Origin of the sequence: Streptomyces sp. NPDC001832 (assembly GCF_040297265.1) — a bacterium.
In the GTDB taxonomy this organism is placed as follows: domain Bacteria; phylum Actinomycetota; class Actinomycetes; order Streptomycetales; family Streptomycetaceae; genus Streptomyces.
Genome location: NZ_JBEOYU010000027.1, coordinates 12,748 through 34,103 on the forward strand (window position 1 = coordinate 12,748; position 21,356 = coordinate 34,103).

The window sequence follows — 21,356 nt, forward strand, 5'->3', positions numbered from 1 at the left end:
GGGGCGACGTGGGGGGCGGGGGGACGGGAGCTATATTCCTGTTACGGGATAAAAGGTTTGCCTTCCCTAACAAGACACTCAGGTGCTCAGGTGCTCAGGTGGTCGCGGTGGTGAGGATGTCGATGGTCTCAGTGCAGTCGGATGCGCGCCGGAAGGACGGCCCGTCCGTGCCGGTGGAGTCCACGCCGGACGCGAGACTGGCCGACCTGCGCCCGGGGATGAGCGGCCGGGTGACCGACATCGACGAGTCGGTCGAGCCGAGCACCGCGCGACGACTGTTCGACCTGGGGTTCGCCCCCGGCGCGGAGGTCACCGTGCTGCGGAAGGCACCGCTCGGCGACCCTGTTGTCCTGCGGGTCGCGGATTACGAAGTGGCGCTGCGCAAAGCACAGACCGCGGGCATCCACGTACGGCGCAGCGCGTGAGCGGGCACTGCGGTCCGGCGGCCGGGACGGTCACCGGCGAGACTCGCCTGGCTCTGGTCGGCAGCCCGAACTCGGGCAAGAGCACGCTCTTCAATGCCCTTACCGGCCTGCGGACCAAGACCGGTAACTACCCCGGAGTGACCGTCGCGCGCTATGAGGGGTTGGCGCGTGTCGGCGAGCACGAGGTGGTCATCGAGGATCTGCCCGGCACCTACAGTCTCGACCCGATCAGCCCGGACGAGCAGGTCGTCGCCGACGCGCTCGACCCGAACAACTCGGGCATCGGTACGCCCGACGGGATTCTCGTCACGATTGACGCGACGACGCTGCGTCGTTCCCTCGGGCTGCTTGCCCAGGTCATGCAGACCGGCCTGCCGATCTGTGTGGTGCTCACCTTCCGTGACGAGCTGACCCGTCGCGGAGGCACGCTCGACATCCCGGCCCTCCGGCGTGCTCTGGGCGTGCCGGTCGTCGGGGTGACGAGCGGGTCGCGCAACGACCTGACGCAGTTGCAGTCCATGCTGCTCGACCAGTCCGCATGGGAGCGGCCGGTCGTCCCGCCGCCCACCGATCCCTCGCAGCGACGGGCCTGGGTGGAGTCGCTGCTGCAGACCGCGGGCTACGAGGTGCCCGAGGTCGATCACCGCACGCGGCGCATCGATGGCGTGCTGCTGCACCCGCTGTGGGGCACGCTCATCTTCTTCGCGACCATGTTCGCGTTCTTCCAGGTCATCTTCACCGTCGCGGCACCACTGCAGGACGCGGTGCAGAGCTTCTTCGACTGGCTCGGCACGCTGGTCACCGAGCACGTCTCGAACCGCTTGCTCGCCGGCTTCCTCGGCAGCGCCCTGATCGGTGGCGTGGGCAGCGTACTGGTCTTCCTGCCGCAGATCGCCCTGCTGTTCCTCATGATCGCGTTGCTGGAGGGCAGCGGCTACCTCTCCCGCGCGGCATTCCTGATGGACCGGCTCATGGCCAAGGCCGGGCTGGAGGGCCGGGCGTTCGTCGCCCTGCTCTCCTCGCTCGCCTGCGCCGTCCCGGGCATCATGGCCACCCGTTCCCTCCCGTCGGCCAGAGACCGCTTCGCGACCATGATGGGCGCGCCGCTGATGACCTGCTCGGCGCGCCTGACGGTCTATGTGCTGCTGATCGGCATGCTGGTGAGTCCCGATGCCAGGGTCGGTCCCTTCAGCGCCCAGGGCGTCGTCATGTTCGCCCTGTACCTCGTCGGCGCGCTCTCCGCCATGGTGACCGCCTGGGTCTTCAAACGGTTCAGCAGCCGGGGCGGGCCGGTGCTGCCGTTCTACATGGAGATGCCGTCCTACCAGCTGCCGCGCCTGCGGTCGGTGGCCGAGGCCGTCTGGAGCGCGTGCAAGGGCTTCCTGTACAAGGTCGGTAAGGTCATCCTGCTTGTCACCGTCGGGCTGTGGCTGCTGCTCAGCCTGCCCATGCACAGTGATGCCGAACTGCGCTCCGCCGGGGTCGACCCGGCCGACCGGACCGCGGTCGCGGCCTACGAAGTCGACCACAGCTACGCCGCCGACATCGGTCGCGCCATGGAACCCGTCTTCGCGCCCCTCGGCTTCGACTGGCGGATCAACATCGGCGTGCTGGGATCGTTGTCCGCCCGCGAGGTGTTCGTCGCGACCCTCGGCCAGGTCGCCGCCGCCGAGAACCCCGACGAGCCGGCCGACGCCCTGGAAAACATGACCTACACCGACGGGCCGCACAAGGGGCAGAAGGTCTTCACCCCGGCCACGACGTCCGCCTTGCTGGTCTTCTTCGTCTACGCGTTGCAGTGCATGTCGACCATCGGGGTCATGCGCCGTGAGACCGGCTCGTGGAGATGGCCCGCGGTCGCCTTCGGCTACATGTTCGCGCTGGCCTGGACCATGGCCTTCCTGACGCACACCGTCGTGGATCAGCTGACATGAGTGTCGTCCCCATGCATCCCGAGGCCACGGCTGACCCGCAGACCGTCCGCTGGGTCATTCCCGCCGGCACGCTGCCGGTCGTCGGAGAGATCGCCGAGGCACCGGACGAGCTCGGGGAGATGCTCCACTCGGAGGACGTCGCCTCCATCGAGGTGGAGACACAGGCCGTGGTGATCCGGCTCGCCGACGGCCGGAACTGGTCCGGCGCCGGAGCACGGGTGCGCGACGCGCTCGGCGCCGCACTGCGGCACCCTCAGGGGTGGCGGCCGGCCGCCGCGGTCACCGAGGACGACATGCTGCGTGCCGCGCTGCACGCCGTCCTGGACGGATCCATCGGCGACTACATCCGCTCCCACGGCGGCGAAGTGACGGTCGTATCCGCCCACGACCGGCGCGTGGAGGTGCGGATGGCGGGCACCTGCACGCACTGCCCGGCTGCCGGGTTCACCCTCCACTCGCGCCTTGAGTCGGCCCTGCGTGCCCGGTTCCCCGACCTGGTCGAGCTGCGGGCCACGGAGGAGCCCGGCAAGGCGGCGAGGCCCACCTGGCTCACCCTGCGTCGCCGCGGCGCGTGTCCGCCCAGCGGAGGCGCGACGACGGGCCGGCCGTAGCGCTCGCCCCGGCCGGCAGGCGGCGCACGGCTGCCGCGGGCCGTTCCCGGGGGATGGGCGTCACCTTGGCGGCAGCGGTGGGCGGCGGCGGTCCGGGGCCGTGTCGTACGTCGGCGGGGTCGCTGCCGGGTGCGAGTCCAGCAGGTCCAGGGCCACCCGCACCGCGTCGTCCAGCACCGCGTACCGGCCCTCGGCCCAGTCGAGCGGGGTGCGCAGGGCCTCCAGGTCCGGTTCGACGCCGTAGTTCTCCACCGACCAGCCGTACACGTCGAACCAGGCCGCGTTCATCGGCACCGTGATCACCGTGCCGTCGCCCAGCCGGTGCCGGCCGGTCATGCCGACCACACCGCCCCACGTCCGCTGGCCCACCACCGGGCCCAGTTTCAGCAGGCGGAACACGGCGGTGATCATGTCGCCGTCGGAGGACGTCGCCTCGTCGGCCAGGGCGACCACCGGGCCGCGGGGGGCGTTGGAGGCATACGAGACCGGCTGGGCGTTGCGGGTCAGGTCCCAGCCGAGGATCGTGCGGGTGAGCTTCTCGACCACCAGCTCGCTGATGTGGCCGCCCGCGTTGCCGCGTACGTCGACGATCAGGGCCGGGCGGGAGACCTCCATGCGCACGTCCCGGTTGAACTGGGCCCAGCCCGAGCCGCCCATGTCGGGGATGTGCAGATAGCCGCACTTGCCGCCGCTCAGCTCCCGTACGACTTCCCGGCGTTTGGCCACCCAGTCCTGGTAGCGCAGGGGGCGTTCGTCCACCAGCGGAATGACCGCGACCCGGCGGGAGTGGACCTCGCCGCCGGCGGGTCTGAAGGTCAGCTCGACCGTGGTGCCGCCCGCGGCGGAGAGCAGGGGGTACGGCCCCGTCACCGGGTCGACCGGTCGGCCGTCGACATGGGTGAGGACCGCGCCCGCCCTGATGCCGGTACCGGCCAGCGGGGAACGGGCCTTGGAGTCGGAGGAGTCGCCAGGCAGGATGCGCCGGATCGTCCAGTCGCCGTCCCGGCACACCAGGTTGGCGCCGAGCAGGCCGATCGCCCGCTGGTAGTGCGGCGGGCCCTCGTTGCGGCGGGCCGGTGTCACATACGCGTGCGAGGTGCCCAGTTCGCCCAGGACCTCCCGCATCAGATCGGCGAACTCGTCGGGGGAGGCGACCCGTTCGACCAGTGGGCGGTACTGGTCCAGCACCCCCGCCCAGTCGATGCCGCACATGTCCGGTTTCCAGAAGTACGAGCGGATGATGCGGCCGGCTTCCGCGTACGCCTGCCGCCACTCCGCCGCCGGGTCGACCTCGTGCAGGATGCGGCGCAGATCGAGGTAGACCGTCGTGTCGCTGTCGGCGATCTCGGTGGCGGGTACGGCGCGCAGCTCACCCTCGTCCATGACGACCAGTCGCGTCGCGTCGCCACTGACCGCGAACCAGTCCAGATGGCCCACGAGTTCGGTTTTCCGGGCCCTGGAAATGTTGAAGTGTTCCAGCGTGGGACGGCCCGACAGGTCCGCGGGGTTGGCGAACGTCTCGCCGAGCGCGCCCGAGATCGGCCAGCGCAGCCAGACCAGCCCGCCGCCGCTCACCGGACACAGGGCCGAGTACTTCGACGCGGAGACCGGGAACGGCGTCACCCGGTTCTCCAGGCCCTCGAACTCGACGCTGACCGTCGACGGCCCCTCGCCCGCACCGGTCTCCGGAATGTCGGCGACCGGGTCGAGACCGCCCGCCGCCGGGCGCCCCTCGGGGGACAGGGCGAACGGGGAGGGCGTCGCCGAGGAGAGCGGCACCAGGTACGGGCGGCAGCCCAGCGGGAAGGAGAGGTCCCCGGTGTGGACGTCGTACACCGGGTCGAAGCCCCGCCAGGAGAGGAAGGCGAGGTAGCGGCCGTCGCCCGTGAAGACGGGATTCTCGTCCTCGAAGCGACCGTTGGTGACATCGACGATCACCGGCGAGCCGGTGCCCAGGATGCGGGCCAGCTTGATCTGCCGCAGCGAACGGCCGATGCCGGGGTGCGACCAGGTCAGCCAGGCACCGTCCGGGGAGAACGCCATGTCGCGGACCGGGCCGTTGACGGAACGGATCAGTTCCACGGGCTCGCCGGTGGAGGTCTCCTCGTCGGTGTCCAGGAGCAGCAGCCGCCCGTCGTGCGTCGCGATCGCCAGCCGCTCGCCGTCCGGGTCGGAGATCAGCTCGTGGACCCTGCCGACCTGCCCGGAGGCCAGTCGGCGCGGTGCGCGGTCGCCGCTGGCGCGCGGCAGGCCGGCGATCTCGATCGCGTCCTCGCCGTCCGCATCCGTGACATAGGCGATCTGGCCGCCGCTGCCGAGCATCTCGGGCAGCCGGACCCGGACCCCCGGGGTGTCGGCGATCGTCCGGGCGGGGCCGTCGCGGTGGGTGAGCCAGTACAGGCTGCCGCGTACGGAGACGGCGCTGGCCCGGCCCGTCTCGTCCACGGACAGCGAGTCGACGTTGCTGGCGGTGGGCACCTGGTACGTACGCCGCCCGGCGCGCGGCCCGCCGAGCCGTACCTCCAGCTTCCGCGGTACCGCGTCCGGCGACTCCAGGTCGTCCACCAGCCACACATCGCCCGCGCACTGGTACACCACCCGGCTCCCGTCGCTGGACGCGTGCCGGGCGTAGAAGGCGTCGTGGTCCGTGTGGCGGCGCAGATCGCTGCCGTCGGGCAGGCAGGAGTACAGATTGCCGACGCCCTCGTGGTCGGAGAGGAAAGCGATCCGGCCGGCGACGAACATGGGCGAGTCGAGATGGCCGCCGATGTCCGGGAGCAGCCGCTTGCCGTGCAGCCACAGCCGTCCCGTCGCGCCGCCCCGGTACCGCTTCCAGGAGGCCGGTTCGTGCGGCGGCTTCCCGGTGAGCAGCAGCGTGCGCCGCTCGCCGTCGATGTCGGCGACCGCGATGTCGGAGACCGGGCCCCAGGGCAGCTTGCCGCCGGGGCTGCCGTTTGTGGGGAGGGTGTAGGCCCAGGAGACGTGCGAGAACGGCTGGTTGTGCGAGGACACGGCGAGGATCTGGGAGGCGTCGCCCGGGTCGGGGGTCCAGCCGCAGACCCGGGCGTCCGTCGACCCCCAGTAGGTGAGCCGCCGTGCCGGGCCGCCCTCGACCGGCACAAGGTGGATCTCGGGGTCGAGGCTGCGCCAGGTCGTGTACGCGATACGGCTTCCGTCGGGGGAGAACCGCGGATGGCCGACCCGGGTCCGGTCGACGGTCAGCCGCCACGCGCGGTCGGGCCGCTGCCCCTCGGCGGCGAGGGGAGCGATCCAGAGGTCGTCCTCGGCCGCGAAGCAGAGCAGATCCTCGTGGAGGTGCGGGAAACGCAGATACGCGAGTTCGTCACTCACGGCCTCACCCTCCAAATGCTTTCCGCGCGAGAGGGCACCGGCAACTTGTGGGTGGTGTCAGGCGCGGGTCATGAGCGTCAGGCGTGGATCATGCGGGCGCGTGGGTGCCGACGCCCTCGTCGTCGACGTTCTCGCCTTGGATACGCTCCAGGAAACGGATCAGCGGTGCGTTGTCGAGCTGCACCACCTCCACGCCGTCCTTCGAGTGGAGCTCCACGACCAGTTGCGTCCGTCCGCACGGCCACACCCGGACGCCGCCGCGTTCGGCGGGGGAGAGCAGTCCGCGCTCCAGCAGGTCGCGGTCGAACGCCCAGTCGATGCCGCCGGGGAAGGCGACATGGACGGTACGCGGGTCGTCGTCGGCGTCGTACAGCAGATCGACCGGCACCGCCGGCAGGTCAGGGGTGTCATTGACGAGCCAGGCCTCGGCCTGTTCTTGGATCACGGGGGGCATGGCCGACTCCCTCCTGTGCGTTCTCCTTCGTCATTAAATGTCGCATATTTTCCGCCACGGGCGCGTCGAGCGGTCAACAACTGTGACATCCCCGCTCTTGCGAAGAGTTTGCAATAAGGCCCTATCATCGAACGGTTCACGACACCGTCCAGCGGCAACGCAGGATCGCAGGAAGCGGAGCCTCCCCATGCATGTACCCGACGGATTCATCAACGCGCCCGTCTCCGCCGCAGCCGGAGTCGTCGCCGCAGGTGCCGTCGCCGTCAGCCTGCGGGGCGCCCGCCGGGAACTGGATGAACGCACCGCGCCGCTCGCGGGCCTCGTCGCCGCGTTCATCTTCGCCGTACAGATGCTGAACTTCCCGGTCGCGGCGGGCACCAGCGGGCATCTGCTGGGCGGAGCGCTCGCCGCGATCCTGGTCGGGCCCTACACCGGGGTGCTCTGTATATCCGTCGTACTGCTCATGCAGGGCATCCTCTTCGCCGACGGCGGCCTCACCGCGCTCGGCGTGAACGTGCTCGACATGGGCGTCGTGACCACCGTCGTCGCGTACGCCCTCTTCCGCGGGCTCCTCGGCGTCCTCCCGCGGACCCGCCGCTCCGTGACGGCCGCGTCCTTCGTCGCCGCCCTGGTCTCCGTACCGGCCGCGGCCGGCGCCTTCACGTTCATCTACTGGATCGGCGGCACCACCGACATCCCGATCGGCGAGGTCTTCACCGCCATGGTCGGGGTCCACGTCCTGATCGGCATCGGCGAGGCCGTGATCACCGCGCTGACCGTCGGCGCCGTGGTCGCCGTACGCCCCGATCTGGTCCATGGCGCCCGCGGACTCACCGCCCCGCTCAAGCTCCGCGTCGACGGCGAGCTCGTCGACGCCCCCGCCCGGCAGTCCGTCGCTCCGGTCGCCGCCCGCTCAATCCGCGGAATCTGGGCCGTCGGCCTGGCCGCCGCCCTCGTCCTGGCGGGCTTCGTCTCCTTCTACGCCTCCGCCAGCCCCGACGGACTGGAGAAGGTCGCCGCCGACCAGGGCATCGACAAGAAAACCGAGGAGCACGCCGCCAAGGACTCCCCGCTCGCCGACTACGGTGTCAAGGACGTGTCCAACGCCCGCATCTCCGGCGGCCTCGCCGGAGTGATCGGTGTAGGTGCCACGGTCCTGGTCGGCAGCGGCGTCTTCTACGTGGTCCGCCGCCGTCGCACGCCAAAGACGCCCGCGGCTACCTCGGGGATCCGGGAGAACGCCTGACATGGGCGCCGGACACGCGCACCGGCTCTACCGGCACGGGCACTCGCCGGTCCACGACCTGCCGCCGCACTGCAAGCTCGCCGCCGTCTTCTGTTTCGTCGTGGTCGTCGTCTCGACGCCGCGCGAGGCGGTGTGGGCATTCGCGCTGTACGCGGTGCTGATCGGCGCCGTCACCGCCCTGGCACGTATTCCCGTGGGCGTCCTGCTCAAGCGGTTGCTCATCGAGGTGCCGTTCGTCGCGTTCGCGCTGCTCATGCCGTTCGTGGTGCCCGGCGAGCAGACCCACGTCCTCGGCCTCTCCGTCAGCGTCCCCGGCCTCTGGGGCGCCTGGAACGTCCTTGCCAAGGGCACCCTCGGCGTCGCCGCGTCCGTGCTCCTCGCCTCCACCACCGAACTGCGCTCGCTGCTGCTCGGTCTCCAGCGGCTCAGGCTGCCGCCGCTGCTCGTCCAGATCGCCTCCTTCATGATCCGGTACGGCGATGTGATCACCGACGAGATGCGCCGGATGTCGATCGCCCGCCGCTCCCGCGGCTTCGAGGCGCGCGGGGTACGGCAGTGGGGTGTCCTGGCCAAATCGGCGGGCGCGCTCTTCATCAGGTCGTACGAGCGCGGCGAACGCGTCCACCTCGCGATGGTCAGCCGCGGCTACGCCGGTTCCATGCCGGTCATCGACGAGGTGACGGCCTCCAGGACCCAGTGGGCGCACGCCTCGGCCCTCCCCGTACTGGCCCTCGTCATCTGTCTGCTGGGATGGACCGTATGAGCCTGCCCACCGCCCCCGCGCCGTCCCTGGAAGTCAGTGGCCTCGCCTACGCCTACCCCGACGGCCACCAAGCGCTCTTCGGGGTGAACCTGACGGTCGCCCGAGGTGAACGCGTCGCCCTGCTCGGCCCGAACGGGGCCGGCAAGACCACCCTCGTCCTCCACCTCAACGGCATCCTCGACGCCGGTGCGGGCACCGTTCGGGTCGCCGGTCTCCCGGTCGAGAAGCGCAACCTCGCCGAGATCCGCCGCCGCGTCGGCATCGTCTTCCAGGACCCCGACGATCAGCTCTTCATGCCCACCGTCCGCGAGGACGTCGCCTTCGGCCCCGCCGCCTGTGGGCTGCGCGGCGCCGAACTGGAGGAACGCGTCACCGAAGCCCTGCGGCAGGTCGGCATGGACGAGTACGCGAACCGGGCGCCGCACCACCTCTCCTTCGGCCAGCGCCGCCGCGTCGCCGTCGCCACTGTCCTCGCCATGCGGCCGGAGATCCTCGTCCTGGACGAGCCGTCTTCCAATCTGGACCCGGCCTCGCGGCGCGAGCTCGCCGACATCCTGCGGTCCCTGGACGTCACCGTGCTCATGGTTACGCACGACCTGCCGTACGCCCTGGAGCTCTGCCCGCGCGCGGTCGTCCTGAGCGAGGGCGTCATCGCCGCCGACGACCGCACCCAGGACCTGCTCTGCGACGAGGAGCTGATGCGCACCCACCGTCTGGAGCTGCCCTTCGGCTTCGACCCGCGTTCCGTGACTGTGGACATGAGGTGACCCGCCACACGTCCGACCTGCGGCGGGATGCACCATGGGGGGATGAGCGGGAGCGCAGGAGCAGGCGTGGACGTACGGGGCACGGTGGCGGCCGGATTCGAACCGGTCCGGGATGCTTTCGTCCATAACTTCGAGCAGCGTGGCGAACGCGGTGCGGCTGTCACGGTCTACCGGGACGGGCACAAGGTCGTCGATCTGTGGGCCGGTACGAGAGACGTCGACGGCGTCGAACCATGGGCCGTCGACACCGTGCAGATAGTCCGCTCGGCGGGCAAGGGCATCGCCGCCGCCGTACCGCTGATGCTGCACCAGCGCGGCCAGGTCGACCTCGACGCCCCGGTCGGCACGTACTGGCCGGAGTTCAAGGCGGCGGGCAAGGAACGTGTGCTCGTCCGCCACCTCCTCGCCCACCGGGCCGGCATCCCCGCCCTCGACAGCCCGCTGACCCCCTCCAAGGCGGCCGACGGGATCTCCGGGCCACAGGCCGTCGCGGCCCAGCGCCCCCAGTGGGAACCCGGCACCGACCACGGCTACCACGCCCAGACCTACAGCTGGCTCATAGGCGAACTGGTGCGCCGGGTCACCGGCCGCACCGTCGGCCGCTGGGTTGCCGAGGAGATCGCCCGCCCGCTCGGCCTGGACTTCTGGTTCGGTCTCCCGGCGGACGAGGCGCACCGGGTGGGCCGAATCGGGCCCGTCGAACCCTCGGCCGACGCGGGCAACGGCGGCGCCCTGCGGATGCGGCCCAAGCGGTCCGTCACCGAGGCGTACCGCGACCCGGAGTCCCTCACCCGCCGCTCCTTCGGGGCCATCGACCCCCTCCCCGACGAGAACGACCCCTCCTACCGGGTGGCCGAACTCCCCGCATCCAACGGCATCGCCACCGCCCGAGCGCTGGCCCGCTGCTACGCCGCGATGATCGGGCCGGTCGACGGACACCGCCTGTTCGCCCCGGCCACGCTCACCCTCGCCCGCACCGAGGAGTCGGCGGGCCCGGACCGGGTGCTGGTCGTCAACACCCGCTTCGGCCTCGGCTACATGCTGCACGGCCCGGCGGCCCCGCTGCTGGCCCCCGGCTCGTTCGGCCACCCGGGCCGCGGCGGCTCGCTCGGATTCGCCGATCCCGAATCCGGTATCGCTCTGGGCTATGTGACGAACGGTCTGCAGAAGGGAGTCACCGCCGATACCCGTGCCCAGGCCCTGGTCAGGGCAGTACGGTCGGCGCTATGACTCCTCCACGGCCCCGCGGGCGGACGCGTCACGACCCCGCTCGCAGCACCGCCGCCACCACCGGTCCCGCCGCGTCCCCGCCGTGGCCGCCGGCCTGGACGACCGCCGCTGCGGCCAGGTCGTTGCTGAAGCCGGTGAACCAGCTGTTGGACGTCGCCTGGCCGTCCACCTCCGCCGAGCCCGTCTTGGCGCCCTTGTCGCCGCCGACCGAGGCCATCGCGTCCTTTCCGGTGCCCCAACTCGCTGTCTGACGCATCATGTTGGTGAGCTGCTGGGAGACGGCGGGGGACAACGAACGGGCTGCCGTGGCGATCGGCCGGCCGTCCAGGTCCCGGTCCACGAGGATCGGCTGGCGGAAGGTGCCGTTCTTCGCGGTGGCGGTGATGGACGCCACGTTGAGCGCGTTCATCTGGACCGTGCCCTGACCGATGTACTGGGCGGCCGCCTCGCCTCCGGTGGCCTCGGGCACGCTGCCGTCGAAGGACACGACGCCGGTCTGCCAGTCCAGGCCGATTCCGAAGACGTCGCGGGCCTCCTTGGCGAGTGCCGCGTCGTCCTTCGTGTCGTCGATCAGCTTGATGAAGGCGGTGTTGCAGGACCGCGCGAAGCTGGTCGTCAGGGTGCCGTCGGGGATGGAGAAGCCGTCCAGGTTCTGGAAGGTGCGGCCCTGGTACATCGCGGTGGGCGGGCACTCGATCTTCTGGTTGGCGGAGGTGAGGCCCTTCTCGATCAGCATCGCAGCCGTCACGATCTTCATCGTCGACCCGGGCGCCTGCTTGCCCTGCATCGCCGCGTTGAATCCGGTGGCCGGATTGTTGGCGATCGCGCGGATCGCGCCCGTGGACGGTCTGACCGCGACCACCGAGGCCTGGCTGAACTTCTTCACGGCCGCCTCGGCCGCCGCCTGGGCGTTCGCGTCCAGCGTGGTCCGCAGCTTGCCCGGCCTGCCCTTGGTGAGGGTCAGCAATGTCTTGTCGGAGCCGCCCGCGTCCGCGTTTTCGATCCAGGTCTCGATGCCCGCGGTGCCGCCGGCCTTCTCCCCGTACTTCTCGCGCAGCGCGTCCAGAATCGGTCCCAGGGACGGGTACTTCTCCTTGGTGAGCACCGTGCCGTTGTGGTCGACGGCCTCGATCGACGGCGTCGACGCCTCACCCGTCTTGAGCGACGCACCGGCCGTCAGTTCCGGGTGGATCACGGCGGGGTCCCAGTCGATCAGCGGCCTGCCGGTGGTCAGGCCGCGCACCACGGTCAGTTCGGAGGAGTACGACCAGGGCTTGGACTTCCCCTCGAGCGACACGGTCGCCTTCACCGTGTACGGCACCTTCGTGCCCGCCGCCGGGCCCGGAGTGATCACCGCCTCGGTGACATGGGCGCTCTCGCGGTAGCCGGTCAGGGCCGTTTCGGCCTCGGCTGCGTTGTTGGTGAGCTGTGATGCGGCGGCCGCGTCACCGCTCGCCCAGGCCTTGAGGAACTTCTTCGACGCATCGTCGATCTCCGCCTTGGTGACCGGCCCCGTCTTCACCTCGGCGGAGGTGGACCTGCCGTCCGTGCCGTCGCCGCCACCGCCGTTCAGCCCGTCCAGGACGTTGTACGCCCCGTAGCCCACCCCGCCGACCACGACCGCGAACACTCCGCCGACCATCGCAACCTTCGCTCCACTGCGCATTCCTGCAGTCCCCTCCCCAGGAGTTCCCCTTGAACGTGTTCAAGGGGATGCTGCCGGTCACCTTACGGGGCGGTGGTGCCAGCCGAGGCGGTTGTTATCGGAACGCGATATGTGTGGCGTGAATGCATCCGTCAAATCAATATGTGCCGGTCAAATCCATGTATCCAGCCACATTCGGTTCCGCCACGACTCGTCGGGAATAGGCGTTCCCGTATAGATCGGCCAGAAATAAATGAAGTTCCAGATGATCAGCAGTACCAGTACACCCACTGCGATCACCCCCAGCATCCGCCGCCGTTCCTCCGACGGATCACCGGACATCAGTCCGGGTTCCCGTTCGATCCCGGTCCTTGTCGCCGGACTCAGCATCGCGCCGATCATCATCGTGACCGCCAGACACAGGAACGGTACGAACACGACCGCGTAGAAGAGGAAGATCGTCCGCTCCTGGTAGAAGAACCAGGGCAACCAGCCCGCCGCCACACCGCAGGCGATCGCCCCGGCCCGCCAGTCACGCCGGAAGAACCAGCGCCACAGCACGTACACCAGGGCGAAGCACGCCGCCCACCACAGCAGTGGCGTCCCGATGGCCAGCACTTCGCGAGAGCACTTGCCGGTCTCCGAAGCCGCGCAGCCCGGCTGTTCCTCCCAGAAGTACGAGACGGGCCGGCCGAGCACGATCCAGCTCCACGGATTGGACTCGTAGGTGTGGCCGGACGTCAGGCTCACATGGAATTCGTAGACCTGGTACTCGTAGTGCCAAAGGCTGCGCAGCCAGTCAGGCAGCCATGTCCAGTTGCCACCGCTGCCGTCGGTCTGTGCCCAGTCCCGGTAGTAGCCCTTGTTGGTGACGATCCAGCCGGTCCAGGAGGCGATGTACGTGACGAGCGCGACCGGAACCGTCGAGACGAAGGCCGGCGTCAGATCCCGCTTCAGCACCGCCTTGTACGGCCGGCGCGCACCCGCGGTCCGTCGCGCGCCCACATCCCACAGCACCGCCATCAGACCGAAGGCGGCCAGGAAGTACAGACCGTTCCACTTGGTGGCGGAGGCCAGACCCAGCATCAGACCGGCGGTGAGCCGCCACGGACGCCAGCCCAGCCGCAGGTTCTCCGCGACCCCGGCATCCGGGCGCAGCACACCGTCCTCGTCGACCGGTAGCGCGGCGGCGAGGCGGCGCCGCGCCCAGTCGCGGTCGATCAGCAGAGCACCGAACGCCGCCAGCACGAAGAACATCAGCACCGAGTCGAGCAGCGCGGCGCGGCTCATCACGAAATGCAGACCGTCGACGGCGAGCAGCGTGCCGGCCAGACACCCCAGGAACGTCGAGCGGAACAGCCGCCGCCCGATCCGGCACAGCATCAGCACCGACAGCGTGCCGAGCAACGCCACCATGAACCGCCAGCCGAACGGCGTGAAACCGAAGATCAGCTCACCGATCCCGATGATCCACTTGCCGACCGGCGGGTGCACCACATAGCCCGGATCCTCCGGGACTTGCACCTGCGACGGATCCTCGAGGATCAGCTTGTCGATGTCCTTGGGCCAGTCCGCCTCGTACCCCTGGTTGACCAGCGCCCAGGCATCCTTGGCGTAGTACGTCTCGTCGAATATCAGCGCGTGCGGGCTGCCCAGGTCCCAGAACCGCAGCACCCCGGCGAACAGGGCCACCAGCAGCGGACCGCCCCAGGCGGACCACCGCACCAGGCGCTCGGCCATGAGCGGGGAGATCCTGAGCACCGCCCACAACCGGTCGCCGGGGTGGGTGTATGGCGGGACCAGCCGTTCGCGCAGCCCGATTCCGGGCCGGGGAGAATGGCCGAAGCGGCGCAGCCGCTGCTGCCAGGAGGCCGGCTCTTCGCCGTGCGGTTTCCCGGCGTCTTGGCCCTGCGGGGCTTCGGGCGAGGTACTCGTCACCGCGCCATCGTAGGGAACGCATCTGTGCGAGTGCTGCCGCCCGTGCTGGGAGGATGACTCATGTGACTGGAACGACTGGAACGCTGGTACTCGCAGGAACCCCCATCGGCGATGTGGCGGACGCCCCGCCCCGCCTCGCCGCCGAACTGGAAACGGCCGATATCGTCGCCGCCGAGGACACCCGACGGCTGCGCCGCCTCACACAGGCGCTCGGCATCCACACCACGGGGCGGGTCGTCTCCTACTTCGAGGGCAACGAGTCGGCCCGTACGCCCGAACTCGTCGAGGAGCTGACCGGCGGCGCCCGCGTCCTGCTGGTCACGGACGCCGGGATGCCGTCCGTCTCCGACCCCGGCTACCGGCTCGTGGCCGCAGCCGTGGAAAAGGACATCAAGGTCACCGCGGTTCCCGGCCCGTCCGCAGTGCTCACGGCTCTCGCCCTGTCCGCGCTGCCCGTCGACCGTTTCTGCTTCGAGGGCTTCCTGCCACGCAAGGCGGGCGAACGCCTCGGCAGACTGCGCGAGGTCGCCGACGAGCGCCGCACCATGGTCTTCTTCGAGGCCCCGCACCGGCTGGACGACACCCTCGCGGCGATGGCAGAGGTCTTCGGCGCCGACCGCCGGGCGGCTGTCTGCCGGGAGCTGACCAAGACGTACGAGGAAGTGAAGCGCGGCCCGCTGGGCGAGCTGGCGGTGTGGGCGGCCGAAGGGGTACGCGGCGAGATCACCGTCGTCGTCGAGGGAGCGGCCGAATCCGGACCCGAAGAACTGGACGCAGCGGAGCTGGTACGCAGGGTGCGGGTGCGCGAGGAGGCGGGGGAGCGGCGCAAGGAGGCCATCGCCGCCGTTGCCGCAGATGCGGGGCTGCCCAAGCGCGAAGTCTTCGATGCGGTCGTCGCGGCAAAGAACGCGGCGCGAAACGCCCCAGAAGAAGGCAAAGGACTAGCGTAAAAGGCAAAGCGTGAGCCGCGCACCGGGCTTTTCTGCCACGAGAAGGCCAAATCCGCTCCAACACTCGACAGGGCTTGATGCGCTCCAGCCGGTAAGGGCATCCACTGGATGAGGGACGCATTCTCCGGAGTGCTTGTCCGGCGGACAAAGGAGCAGGCATGAGCGAGAGCGCAGCAACCACCGTGCATGAGGCGTATGCCTTCGCCTGTATGAGGTGCGGATACGGCTGGGAGCAGGCCTACGAGATAGAGCACCACGTCGACGGTTCCAATAACGATTTCGTCATCTACAAGGCGGACGGCGAACGGGTGCCCTCACCCCTTTCCAGGCCGACCTGCACGAACTGCGGCGGACACGTGGTCCGGATCATGGGGGCCGGCCGGGTCTCGACCGTTCAGCAGCTGCTTCACAGCCTCGAGCCGACGCGTCCGGCGACCGAGGACACCGGCGCCCGCGAGGGCGAGGCCGCCACCGTCGCATCCGCAGGTGCGGAGCACCACTGGCACCTGTCCGACCTGCTGCACCCCTTCCACCGCAAGTAAGGCCACCGGTCCCACCGCAAGTAGCGGCCTGGTGCACGATAGAGAGTGCACCAGGCCGTAAGGCCACCGGCGCGGTCCTCGTACGATCGTCGTCATGAGCCGTACCGAAGCCCCGCCGCTGCCCGAACCCCTCCGGGTACCGGTCGCCGATTCGCACACCCACCTGGACATGCAGGACGCAACTGTCGAGGAGGGCCTGGCCAGGGCAGCGGCGGTCAATGTGACCACCGTGATCCAGGTGGGCTGCGACGTGGCCGGTTCGCGCTGGGCCGCCGAGACCGCCGCCGCGCATGCGAACGTGCACGCGGCGGTCGCCCTCCACCCCAACGAGGCGCCGCGCATCGTGCACGGCGATCCCGATGGGTGGTCGCGGCAGGGGGCGCGCGAAGGGGGCGGGCAGGCGGCGCTGCACGAGGCCCTCGCGGAGATCGACGCGCTGGCCGCACTCGACCACGTACGCGGTGTCGGCGAGACCGGGCTCGACTGCTTCCGTACCGGCCCCGAGGGCATGGCCGCGCAGGAGGAGTCCTTCCGGGCCCACATCGAGATCGCCAAACGGCACGGCAAGGCACTGGTCATCCACGATCGCGAGGCGCACGCCGATGTGCTGCGCATCCTCGCCGACGCGGGCGCCCCCGAGCGGACCGTGTTCCACTGCTACTCCGGCGACGCCGACATGGCCCGGATCTGCGCGGACGCCGGCTACTTCATGTCCTTCGCGGGCAATGTCACCTTCAAGAACGCCCAGCCGCTGCGTGACGCACTGGCCGTCGCGCCGATGGAACTGGTCCTGGTCGAGACTGACGCACCGTTCCTGACCCCCGCCCCGTACCGCGGGCGGCCCAACGCGCCATACCTCATCCCGGTCACGCTGCGTGCCATGGCGGAGGTGAAGGGCGTGGACGAGGACACCCTGGCGTCGGCCATCTCCGAGAACACCGCCCGCGCATTCGACTATTGACCGGTACTGGCCCAACGGGGGCGAGCCCCCGGCCGCGGCACGGCCGTAGGCTTACCGGGTGAGCACCACTGAGCCCGATGCCCTCCTGGGCCCCGCAGACATTCGCGAGCTGGCCGCCGAGCTGGGCGTACGCCCGACCAAACAGCGCGGCCAGAACTTCGTCATCGACGCCAATACGGTCCGCAGGATCGTGCGGACGGCGGAAGTCCGCCCGGACGATGTCGTCGTCGAGGTCGGTCCGGGCCTCGGCTCGTTGACCCTGGCACTGCTGGAGGCGGCGGACCGGGTCGTCGCCGTCGAGATCGACGACGTACTGGCGGGTGCCCTGCCGGCCACGGTCGCCGCCCGGATGCCGGGGTGCGCCGACCGGTTCTCCCTGGTGCACTCCGACGCGATGCTGGTGCGGGAGCTGCCGGGCCCGGCGCCGACCGCGTTGGTCGCGAACCTTCCGTACAACGTCGCCGTGCCGGTCCTGCTGACCATGCTGGAGCGCTTCCCGTCCATCGAGCGGACCCTCGTCATGGTCCAGGCCGAGGTCGCCGACCGGCTGGCCGCCAGGCCGGGCAACAAGGTCTACGGCGTGCCGTCGGTGAAGGCCAACTGGTACGCGGACGTCAAGCGGGCCGGGTCCATCGGCCGCAATGTCTTCTGGCCCGCCCCGAACGTCGACTCCGGTCTGGTGTCGCTGGTCCGGCGCACCGAGCCGATCACGACGAGCGCGAGCAGGACCGAGGTCTTCGCGGTCGTCGACGCGGCCTTCGCCCAGCGCCGCAAGACACTGCGGGCGGCCCTGGCCGGCTGGGCGGGCTCCGCGCCCGCCGCCGAAGCAGCCCTGGTCGCGGCCGGGATCTCGCCGCAGGCCCGCGGCGAGGCGCTGACCGTCGAGGAGTTCGCCGCCATCGCCGAGAACAAGCCCGTTGGGAGTGGCGAGTGAGCGTCACCGTCCGCGTACCCGCCAAGGTCAACGTTCAGCTCGCGGTCGGCGCCCCGCGCCACGACGGCTTCCACGACCTGGCCAATGTCTTCCTCGCCGTCGGCCTGTACGACGAGGTCACCGTCACCCCCGCCGACGAGCTGCGCATCACCTGTTCGGGCCCGGACGCCGCCAAGGTCCCGCTGGACGCGACGAACCTTGCCGCCCGTGCCGCGATCGCACTGGCCGAACGGCACGGCATCGCACCCGATGTGCACATCCACATCGCCAAGGACATTCCCGTCGCGGGCGGCATGGCGGGCGGCAGCGCCGACGGTGCGGCCGCCCTGCTGGCCTGCGACACCCTCTGGTCCACCGGCGCCGGCCGGGAGGAGCTCCTGGCCATCTGCGCGGAGCTGGGCAGCGACGTCCCGTTCAGCCTGGTCGGCGGCGCGGCCCTCGGCGTCGGACGAGGCGAGCAACTGACCCCGGTCGACGTCGGCGGAACCTTCCATTGGGTCTTCGCGGTCGCCGACGGCGGGCTCTCCACTCCGGCCGTCTACGGCGAGTTCGACCGGCTCATGGCTGGTACGGACGTCCCGGCCCCCGCCGCGTCCGCCGCACTCCTGGACGCGCTGCGGACCGGTGACACCGCGGCTCTCGCAGACGCCCTGAGCAACGACCTCCAGCCTGCCGCGCTCTCCCTGCGCCCCGCCCTCGCCGACACCCTCGCCGCGGGCACCGCGGCCGGCGCCCTGGCCGCCCTGGTCTCGGGCTCCGGGCCGACCACAGCGTTCCTGGTGGCGGACGCGGAGTCGGCGCGGAAGGTCGCCGAGGCGCTGATCACTTCGGGGACGTGCCGGAACGCACGGGCCGCGGTGTCCCCGGCGCCGGGCGCGAAGATTCAGCGGCCGTAGTGGTAGCGGCACGAGACGATACGTACCTCGTCCTCGATCACGCGGTAGATGAGTCGGTGTTCTTCGCTGATCCTGCGGGACCAGTACCCATGGAAATCATGCCGCAGGGGCTCCGGTTTACCGATGCCTTCGTTTCCGTTGCGGACGACGTCCTGGAGCAAGGTGTTGATCCGCTTGAGGATCTTCCGGTCCTGGGTCTGCCACCACACGTAGTCCATCCATGCGGAGTCGTGCCAGACGAGCTTCATTCAAGGAGCTCCCGTACCGTGCCGCCACCACTTTCGAGATCGTCGATCGCCGCCAGGACGCGACGCGCGTTCTCGGGGCTGCGGTACAGGTAGGCCGTCTCCTTCATGGACTCGTACTCATCGAGCGCCACGATCACCACGGGCTCGTGGCCGGCGCGCGTCACTATGACCTCTTCGCGGTCGTCGACAACAGCACTCAGGGTCTCCGCGTACTTGGCGCGCGATTCCGTGTAGGTCATGGTGCGCATACGCGCCTCCCGGCGTGAGTTTATGTACAGGAAGCTGTACGTACGGAAAAGCGTACGTCTCAGGCGGCTGGAAGGCAAGGCCGCCAGCGGAATCCCGCCCTCGGGCCCCGTACCCTGGGAAGTCGATCGATCCCACCGGGGCAGGAGTGAAATGGCCGTCAATCTGGTCAATGTCGAGCAGGTCAGCAAGGTGTACGGCACCCGTGCCCTGCTCGATGGCGTGTCCCTCGGTGTGTCCGAGGGGGACCGGATCGGTGTCGTGGGCCGTAACGGCGACGGCAAGACGACCCTTATCCGGATGCTCGCCAGGCTGGAGGAGGCGGACAGCGGCCGCGTCACCCACAGCGGCGGGCTGCGCCTCGGTGTCCTCACCCAGCACGACTCGCTCGACCCAGGGGCGACCATCCGCCACGAGGTGATCGGCGACCTCGCCGACCACGAGTGGGCGGGCAGCGCGAAGATCCGCGATGTGCTCACCGGACTCTTCGGCGGGCTCGCCCTGCCCGGCTTCGAGCACGGCCTGGACACCGTCATCGCCCCGCTCTCCGGCGGCGAGCGGCGCCGGATCGCGCTGGCCAAGCTGCTCATCGCCGAGCAGGACCTGATCGTCCTCGACGAGCCGACCAACCACCTCGACGTCGAGGGCATCTCCTGGCTGGCCGGCCATCTGCGGGCGCGCCGCTCGGCGCTCGTCTGCGTCACTCACGACCGCTGGTTCCTCGACCAGGTCTGTACGCGCATGTGGGACGTCCAGCGCGGCACGGTCCATGAGTACGAGGGCGGCTACAGCGACTACGTCTTCGCACGGGCCGAGCGGGAGCGGATCGCCGCGACCGAGGAGTCCAAGCGGCAGAACCTGATGCGCAAGGAGCTGGCCTGGCTGCGCCGCGGCGCCCCCGCCCGCACCTCCAAGCCGCGCTACCGCATCGAGGCGGCCAATGAACTGATCGCGGACGTCCCGCCGCCGCGCGACACCAGCGAGCTGATGAAGTTCGCCAACGCCCGGCTCGGCAAGACCGTCTTCGACCTGGAGGACGTGACCGTCCAGGCAGGCCCCAAGACGCTGCTCACCCACCTCACCTGGCAGCTCGGCCCCGGCGACCGGATCGGCCTGGTCGGGGTCAACGGCGCGGGCAAGACCTCACTGCTGCGGGCGCTCGCCGAGGCGGCCCGCACGCAGGGCGACGCGCAGCCCGCCGCCGGGAAGGTCGTCGTCGGCAAGACCGTCAGGCTCGCCTACCTCTCCCAGGAGGTCCACGAGCTCGACCCGAACCTGCGGGTACTCGAAGCGGTCCAGCAGGTACGGGACCGGGTCGACCTCGGTAAGGGCCGGGAGATGACCGCGGGCCAGCTCTGCGAGCAGTTCGGCTTCTCGAAGGAGAAGCAGTGGACCCCGGTCGGCGACCTCTCGGGCGGTGAGCGGCGCCGGCTCCAGATCCTGCGCCTGCTGATGGACGAGCCGAACGTCCTCTTCCTCGACGAGCCCACCAACGACCTCGACATCGAGACCCTTACCCAGCTGGAGGACCTCCTCGACGGCTGGCCCGGATCGATGGTCGTGATCTCCCACGACCGGTTCTTCATCGAGCGGACCACGGACCGGGTGATGGCGCTGCTCGGCGACCGCACGCTGCGGATGCTGCCCCGCGGGATCGACGAGTACCTGGAGCGCAGGCAGCGGATGGAGGAAGCGGCGACGCCCTCCGCCGCTCCCGCGGCCAAGGAGAAGGCCGCTCCGGCCGCGACCGTCTCGCCGCAGGCCGCACGTGCGGCGAAGAAGGAACTGCAGAAGGTGGAGCGGCAGCTCGACAAGATGTCGACGCGGGAGACCGCGCTGCACGCACAGATCGCGGACAACGCCACGGACTTCGAGAAGGTGGCGAAGCTGGACGCGGAGCTGCGCGAACTGGTCGCGGAGCGCGATGAGCTGGAGATGCGCTGGCTGGAACTGGCCGAGGACGCCTGATCGCCGGGGCGCCTTAGGCGTGACCGGTGGCAGGCCGCAGATGATGCTGCGGCACCCGGCGGCGGCCGCTTCGGTCGCGCACGCGAGGATCAGCGGGACCGACGGCGAGGCGGAGAAGTCGAAGAAGTCGATGAAGTCGGCGGTGCGCTTCAGCAGTTGACGGTCCGAGGTGTAACGGCGGCATCACGGGCCGGTTCTCCCTTGGGGACGGGGGGTGGACCGACCCGCAGGGCGGGGTGTTACGGGT

At 70.2% G+C, this 21,356-nt stretch carries 20 protein-coding genes; 14 read left to right on the top strand and 6 right to left on the bottom strand.

Annotation, left to right across the window (positions count from 1 at the left end; translation table 11 throughout):
- The first annotated feature begins 122 nt into the window (after positions 1-122).
- Genes ABT115_RS20775 through ABT115_RS20785 form a run of 3 tightly spaced genes read left to right on the top strand, consistent with a single transcriptional unit; the run spans position 123 to position 2,970 of the window.
- Positions 123-425 (top strand): FeoA family protein, encoded by a 303-nt coding sequence (locus tag ABT115_RS20775; RefSeq protein WP_351791779.1) that lies wholly within the window; start codon positions 123-125, stop codon positions 423-425.
- Positions 422-2,359 (top strand): ferrous iron transporter B, encoded by a 1,938-nt coding sequence (gene feoB, locus ABT115_RS20780; protein WP_351791782.1) that lies wholly within the window; start codon positions 422-424, stop codon positions 2,357-2,359. Before ABT115_RS20775 ends, feoB begins: the two co-directional genes overlap by 4 nt.
- Entirely contained in the window at positions 2,356-2,970 is a 615-nt protein-coding gene (locus tag ABT115_RS20785) for a NifU family protein (RefSeq protein ID WP_351791784.1), read from the top strand. The genes feoB and ABT115_RS20785 overlap by 4 nt, the downstream gene beginning before the upstream one ends.
- Before the next feature lie 60 nt (positions 2,971-3,030).
- Here ABT115_RS20785 and ABT115_RS20790 read toward each other — a convergent pair whose 3' ends face one another.
- Together ABT115_RS20790 and ABT115_RS20795 are read right to left on the bottom strand one after the other, a co-directional pair.
- Positions 3,031-6,321 (bottom strand): S41 family peptidase, encoded by a 3,291-nt coding sequence (locus tag ABT115_RS20790; RefSeq protein ID WP_351791787.1) that lies wholly within the window; start codon positions 6,319-6,321, stop codon positions 3,031-3,033.
- A gap of 88 nt (positions 6,322-6,409) precedes the next feature.
- The gene (locus ABT115_RS20795; RefSeq protein WP_351791789.1) at positions 6,410-6,775 is read right to left on the bottom strand and encodes an SsgA family sporulation/cell division regulator; all 366 of its coding nucleotides are present in this window, start codon (positions 6,773-6,775) and stop codon (positions 6,410-6,412) included.
- Positions 6,776-6,962: 187 nt separating this feature from the next.
- Here ABT115_RS20795 and ABT115_RS20800 point away from each other — a divergent pair, with 187 nt between their 5' ends.
- The 4 genes from ABT115_RS20800 to ABT115_RS20815 all read left to right on the top strand — a co-directional run bounded on the left by ABT115_RS20800 (position 6,963) and on the right by ABT115_RS20815 (position 10,781).
- Positions 6,963-8,021: an energy-coupling factor ABC transporter permease gene (locus tag ABT115_RS20800; RefSeq protein ID WP_351791792.1), complete on the top strand. Its 1,059-nt coding sequence runs from the start codon at positions 6,963-6,965 to the stop codon at positions 8,019-8,021.
- A gap of 1 nt (position 8,022) precedes the next feature.
- Positions 8,023-8,784, top strand: coding sequence for a cobalt ECF transporter T component CbiQ (gene cbiQ, locus ABT115_RS20805; protein WP_351791796.1), 762 nt, complete (start codon positions 8,023-8,025; stop codon positions 8,782-8,784).
- The gene (locus tag ABT115_RS20810; RefSeq protein WP_351791799.1) at positions 8,781-9,551 is read left to right on the top strand and encodes an energy-coupling factor ABC transporter ATP-binding protein; all 771 of its coding nucleotides are present in this window, start codon (positions 8,781-8,783) and stop codon (positions 9,549-9,551) included. Before cbiQ ends, ABT115_RS20810 begins: the two co-directional genes overlap by 4 nt.
- Before the next feature lie 66 nt (positions 9,552-9,617).
- Positions 9,618-10,781 carry a serine hydrolase domain-containing protein gene (locus ABT115_RS20815; protein WP_351791943.1) on the top strand — a complete coding sequence of 388 codons (1,164 nt, stop codon included), beginning with the start codon at positions 9,618-9,620 and terminating at the stop codon, positions 10,779-10,781.
- 28 nt (positions 10,782-10,809) lie between these two features.
- Here the strand turns inward: ABT115_RS20815 and ABT115_RS20820 are convergent, their stop codons facing one another.
- Complete coding sequence (locus ABT115_RS20820; RefSeq protein ID WP_351791802.1) at positions 10,810-12,447, bottom strand: penicillin-binding transpeptidase domain-containing protein; 1,638 nt, start codon at positions 12,445-12,447, stop codon at positions 10,810-10,812.
- Positions 12,448-12,597: 150 nt separating this feature from the next.
- Entirely contained in the window at positions 12,598-14,364 is a 1,767-nt protein-coding gene (locus tag ABT115_RS20825) for a dolichyl-phosphate-mannose--protein mannosyltransferase (RefSeq protein WP_351791804.1), read from the bottom strand.
- 53 nt (positions 14,365-14,417) lie between these two features.
- Between ABT115_RS20825 and rsmI the strand changes: the two genes are divergently transcribed.
- From rsmI to ABT115_RS20850, 5 genes are all read left to right on the top strand, one after another.
- Positions 14,418-15,314: a 16S rRNA (cytidine(1402)-2'-O)-methyltransferase gene (rsmI, locus tag ABT115_RS20830; RefSeq protein WP_351791806.1), complete on the top strand. Its 897-nt coding sequence runs from the start codon at positions 14,418-14,420 to the stop codon at positions 15,312-15,314.
- Positions 15,315-15,472: 158 nt separating this feature from the next.
- Complete coding sequence (locus tag ABT115_RS20835) at positions 15,473-15,856, top strand: hypothetical protein (RefSeq protein WP_351791809.1); 384 nt, start codon at positions 15,473-15,475, stop codon at positions 15,854-15,856.
- Positions 15,857-15,950: 94 nt separating this feature from the next.
- Positions 15,951-16,817, top strand: a complete 867-nt coding sequence (locus ABT115_RS20840) for a TatD family hydrolase (RefSeq protein WP_351791812.1) — start codon at positions 15,951-15,953, stop codon at positions 16,815-16,817.
- 58 nt (positions 16,818-16,875) lie between these two features.
- Positions 16,876-17,751 (top strand): 16S rRNA (adenine(1518)-N(6)/adenine(1519)-N(6))-dimethyltransferase RsmA, encoded by an 876-nt coding sequence (gene rsmA, locus ABT115_RS20845; protein WP_351791815.1) that lies wholly within the window; start codon positions 16,876-16,878, stop codon positions 17,749-17,751.
- Positions 17,748-18,647 carry a 4-(cytidine 5'-diphospho)-2-C-methyl-D-erythritol kinase gene (locus ABT115_RS20850; RefSeq protein WP_351791817.1) on the top strand — a complete coding sequence of 300 codons (900 nt, stop codon included), beginning with the start codon at positions 17,748-17,750 and terminating at the stop codon, positions 18,645-18,647. The genes rsmA and ABT115_RS20850 overlap by 4 nt, the downstream gene beginning before the upstream one ends.
- Here ABT115_RS20850 and ABT115_RS20855 read toward each other — a convergent pair.
- On the bottom strand, positions 18,635-18,895 hold the full coding sequence (locus ABT115_RS20855; protein WP_351791820.1) for a Txe/YoeB family addiction module toxin: 261 nt from the start codon (positions 18,893-18,895) through the stop codon (positions 18,635-18,637). The two genes, ABT115_RS20850 and ABT115_RS20855, sit on opposite strands and share 13 nt — an antisense overlap.
- Entirely contained in the window at positions 18,892-19,143 is a 252-nt protein-coding gene (locus tag ABT115_RS20860) for a type II toxin-antitoxin system Phd/YefM family antitoxin (protein WP_351791822.1), read from the bottom strand. The genes ABT115_RS20855 and ABT115_RS20860 overlap by 4 nt, the downstream gene beginning before the upstream one ends.
- A 151-nt stretch (positions 19,144-19,294) precedes the next feature.
- Here ABT115_RS20860 and ABT115_RS20865 point away from each other — a divergent pair, with 151 nt between their 5' ends.
- On the top strand, positions 19,295-21,109 hold the full coding sequence (locus tag ABT115_RS20865) for an ABC-F family ATP-binding cassette domain-containing protein (protein WP_351791825.1): 1,815 nt from the start codon (positions 19,295-19,297) through the stop codon (positions 21,107-21,109).
- Between the two features lie 19 nt (positions 21,110-21,128).
- Positions 21,129-21,269: a hypothetical protein gene (locus ABT115_RS20870; RefSeq protein ID WP_351791828.1), complete on the top strand. Its 141-nt coding sequence runs from the start codon at positions 21,129-21,131 to the stop codon at positions 21,267-21,269.
- Positions 21,270-21,356: the final 87 nt, after the last annotated feature.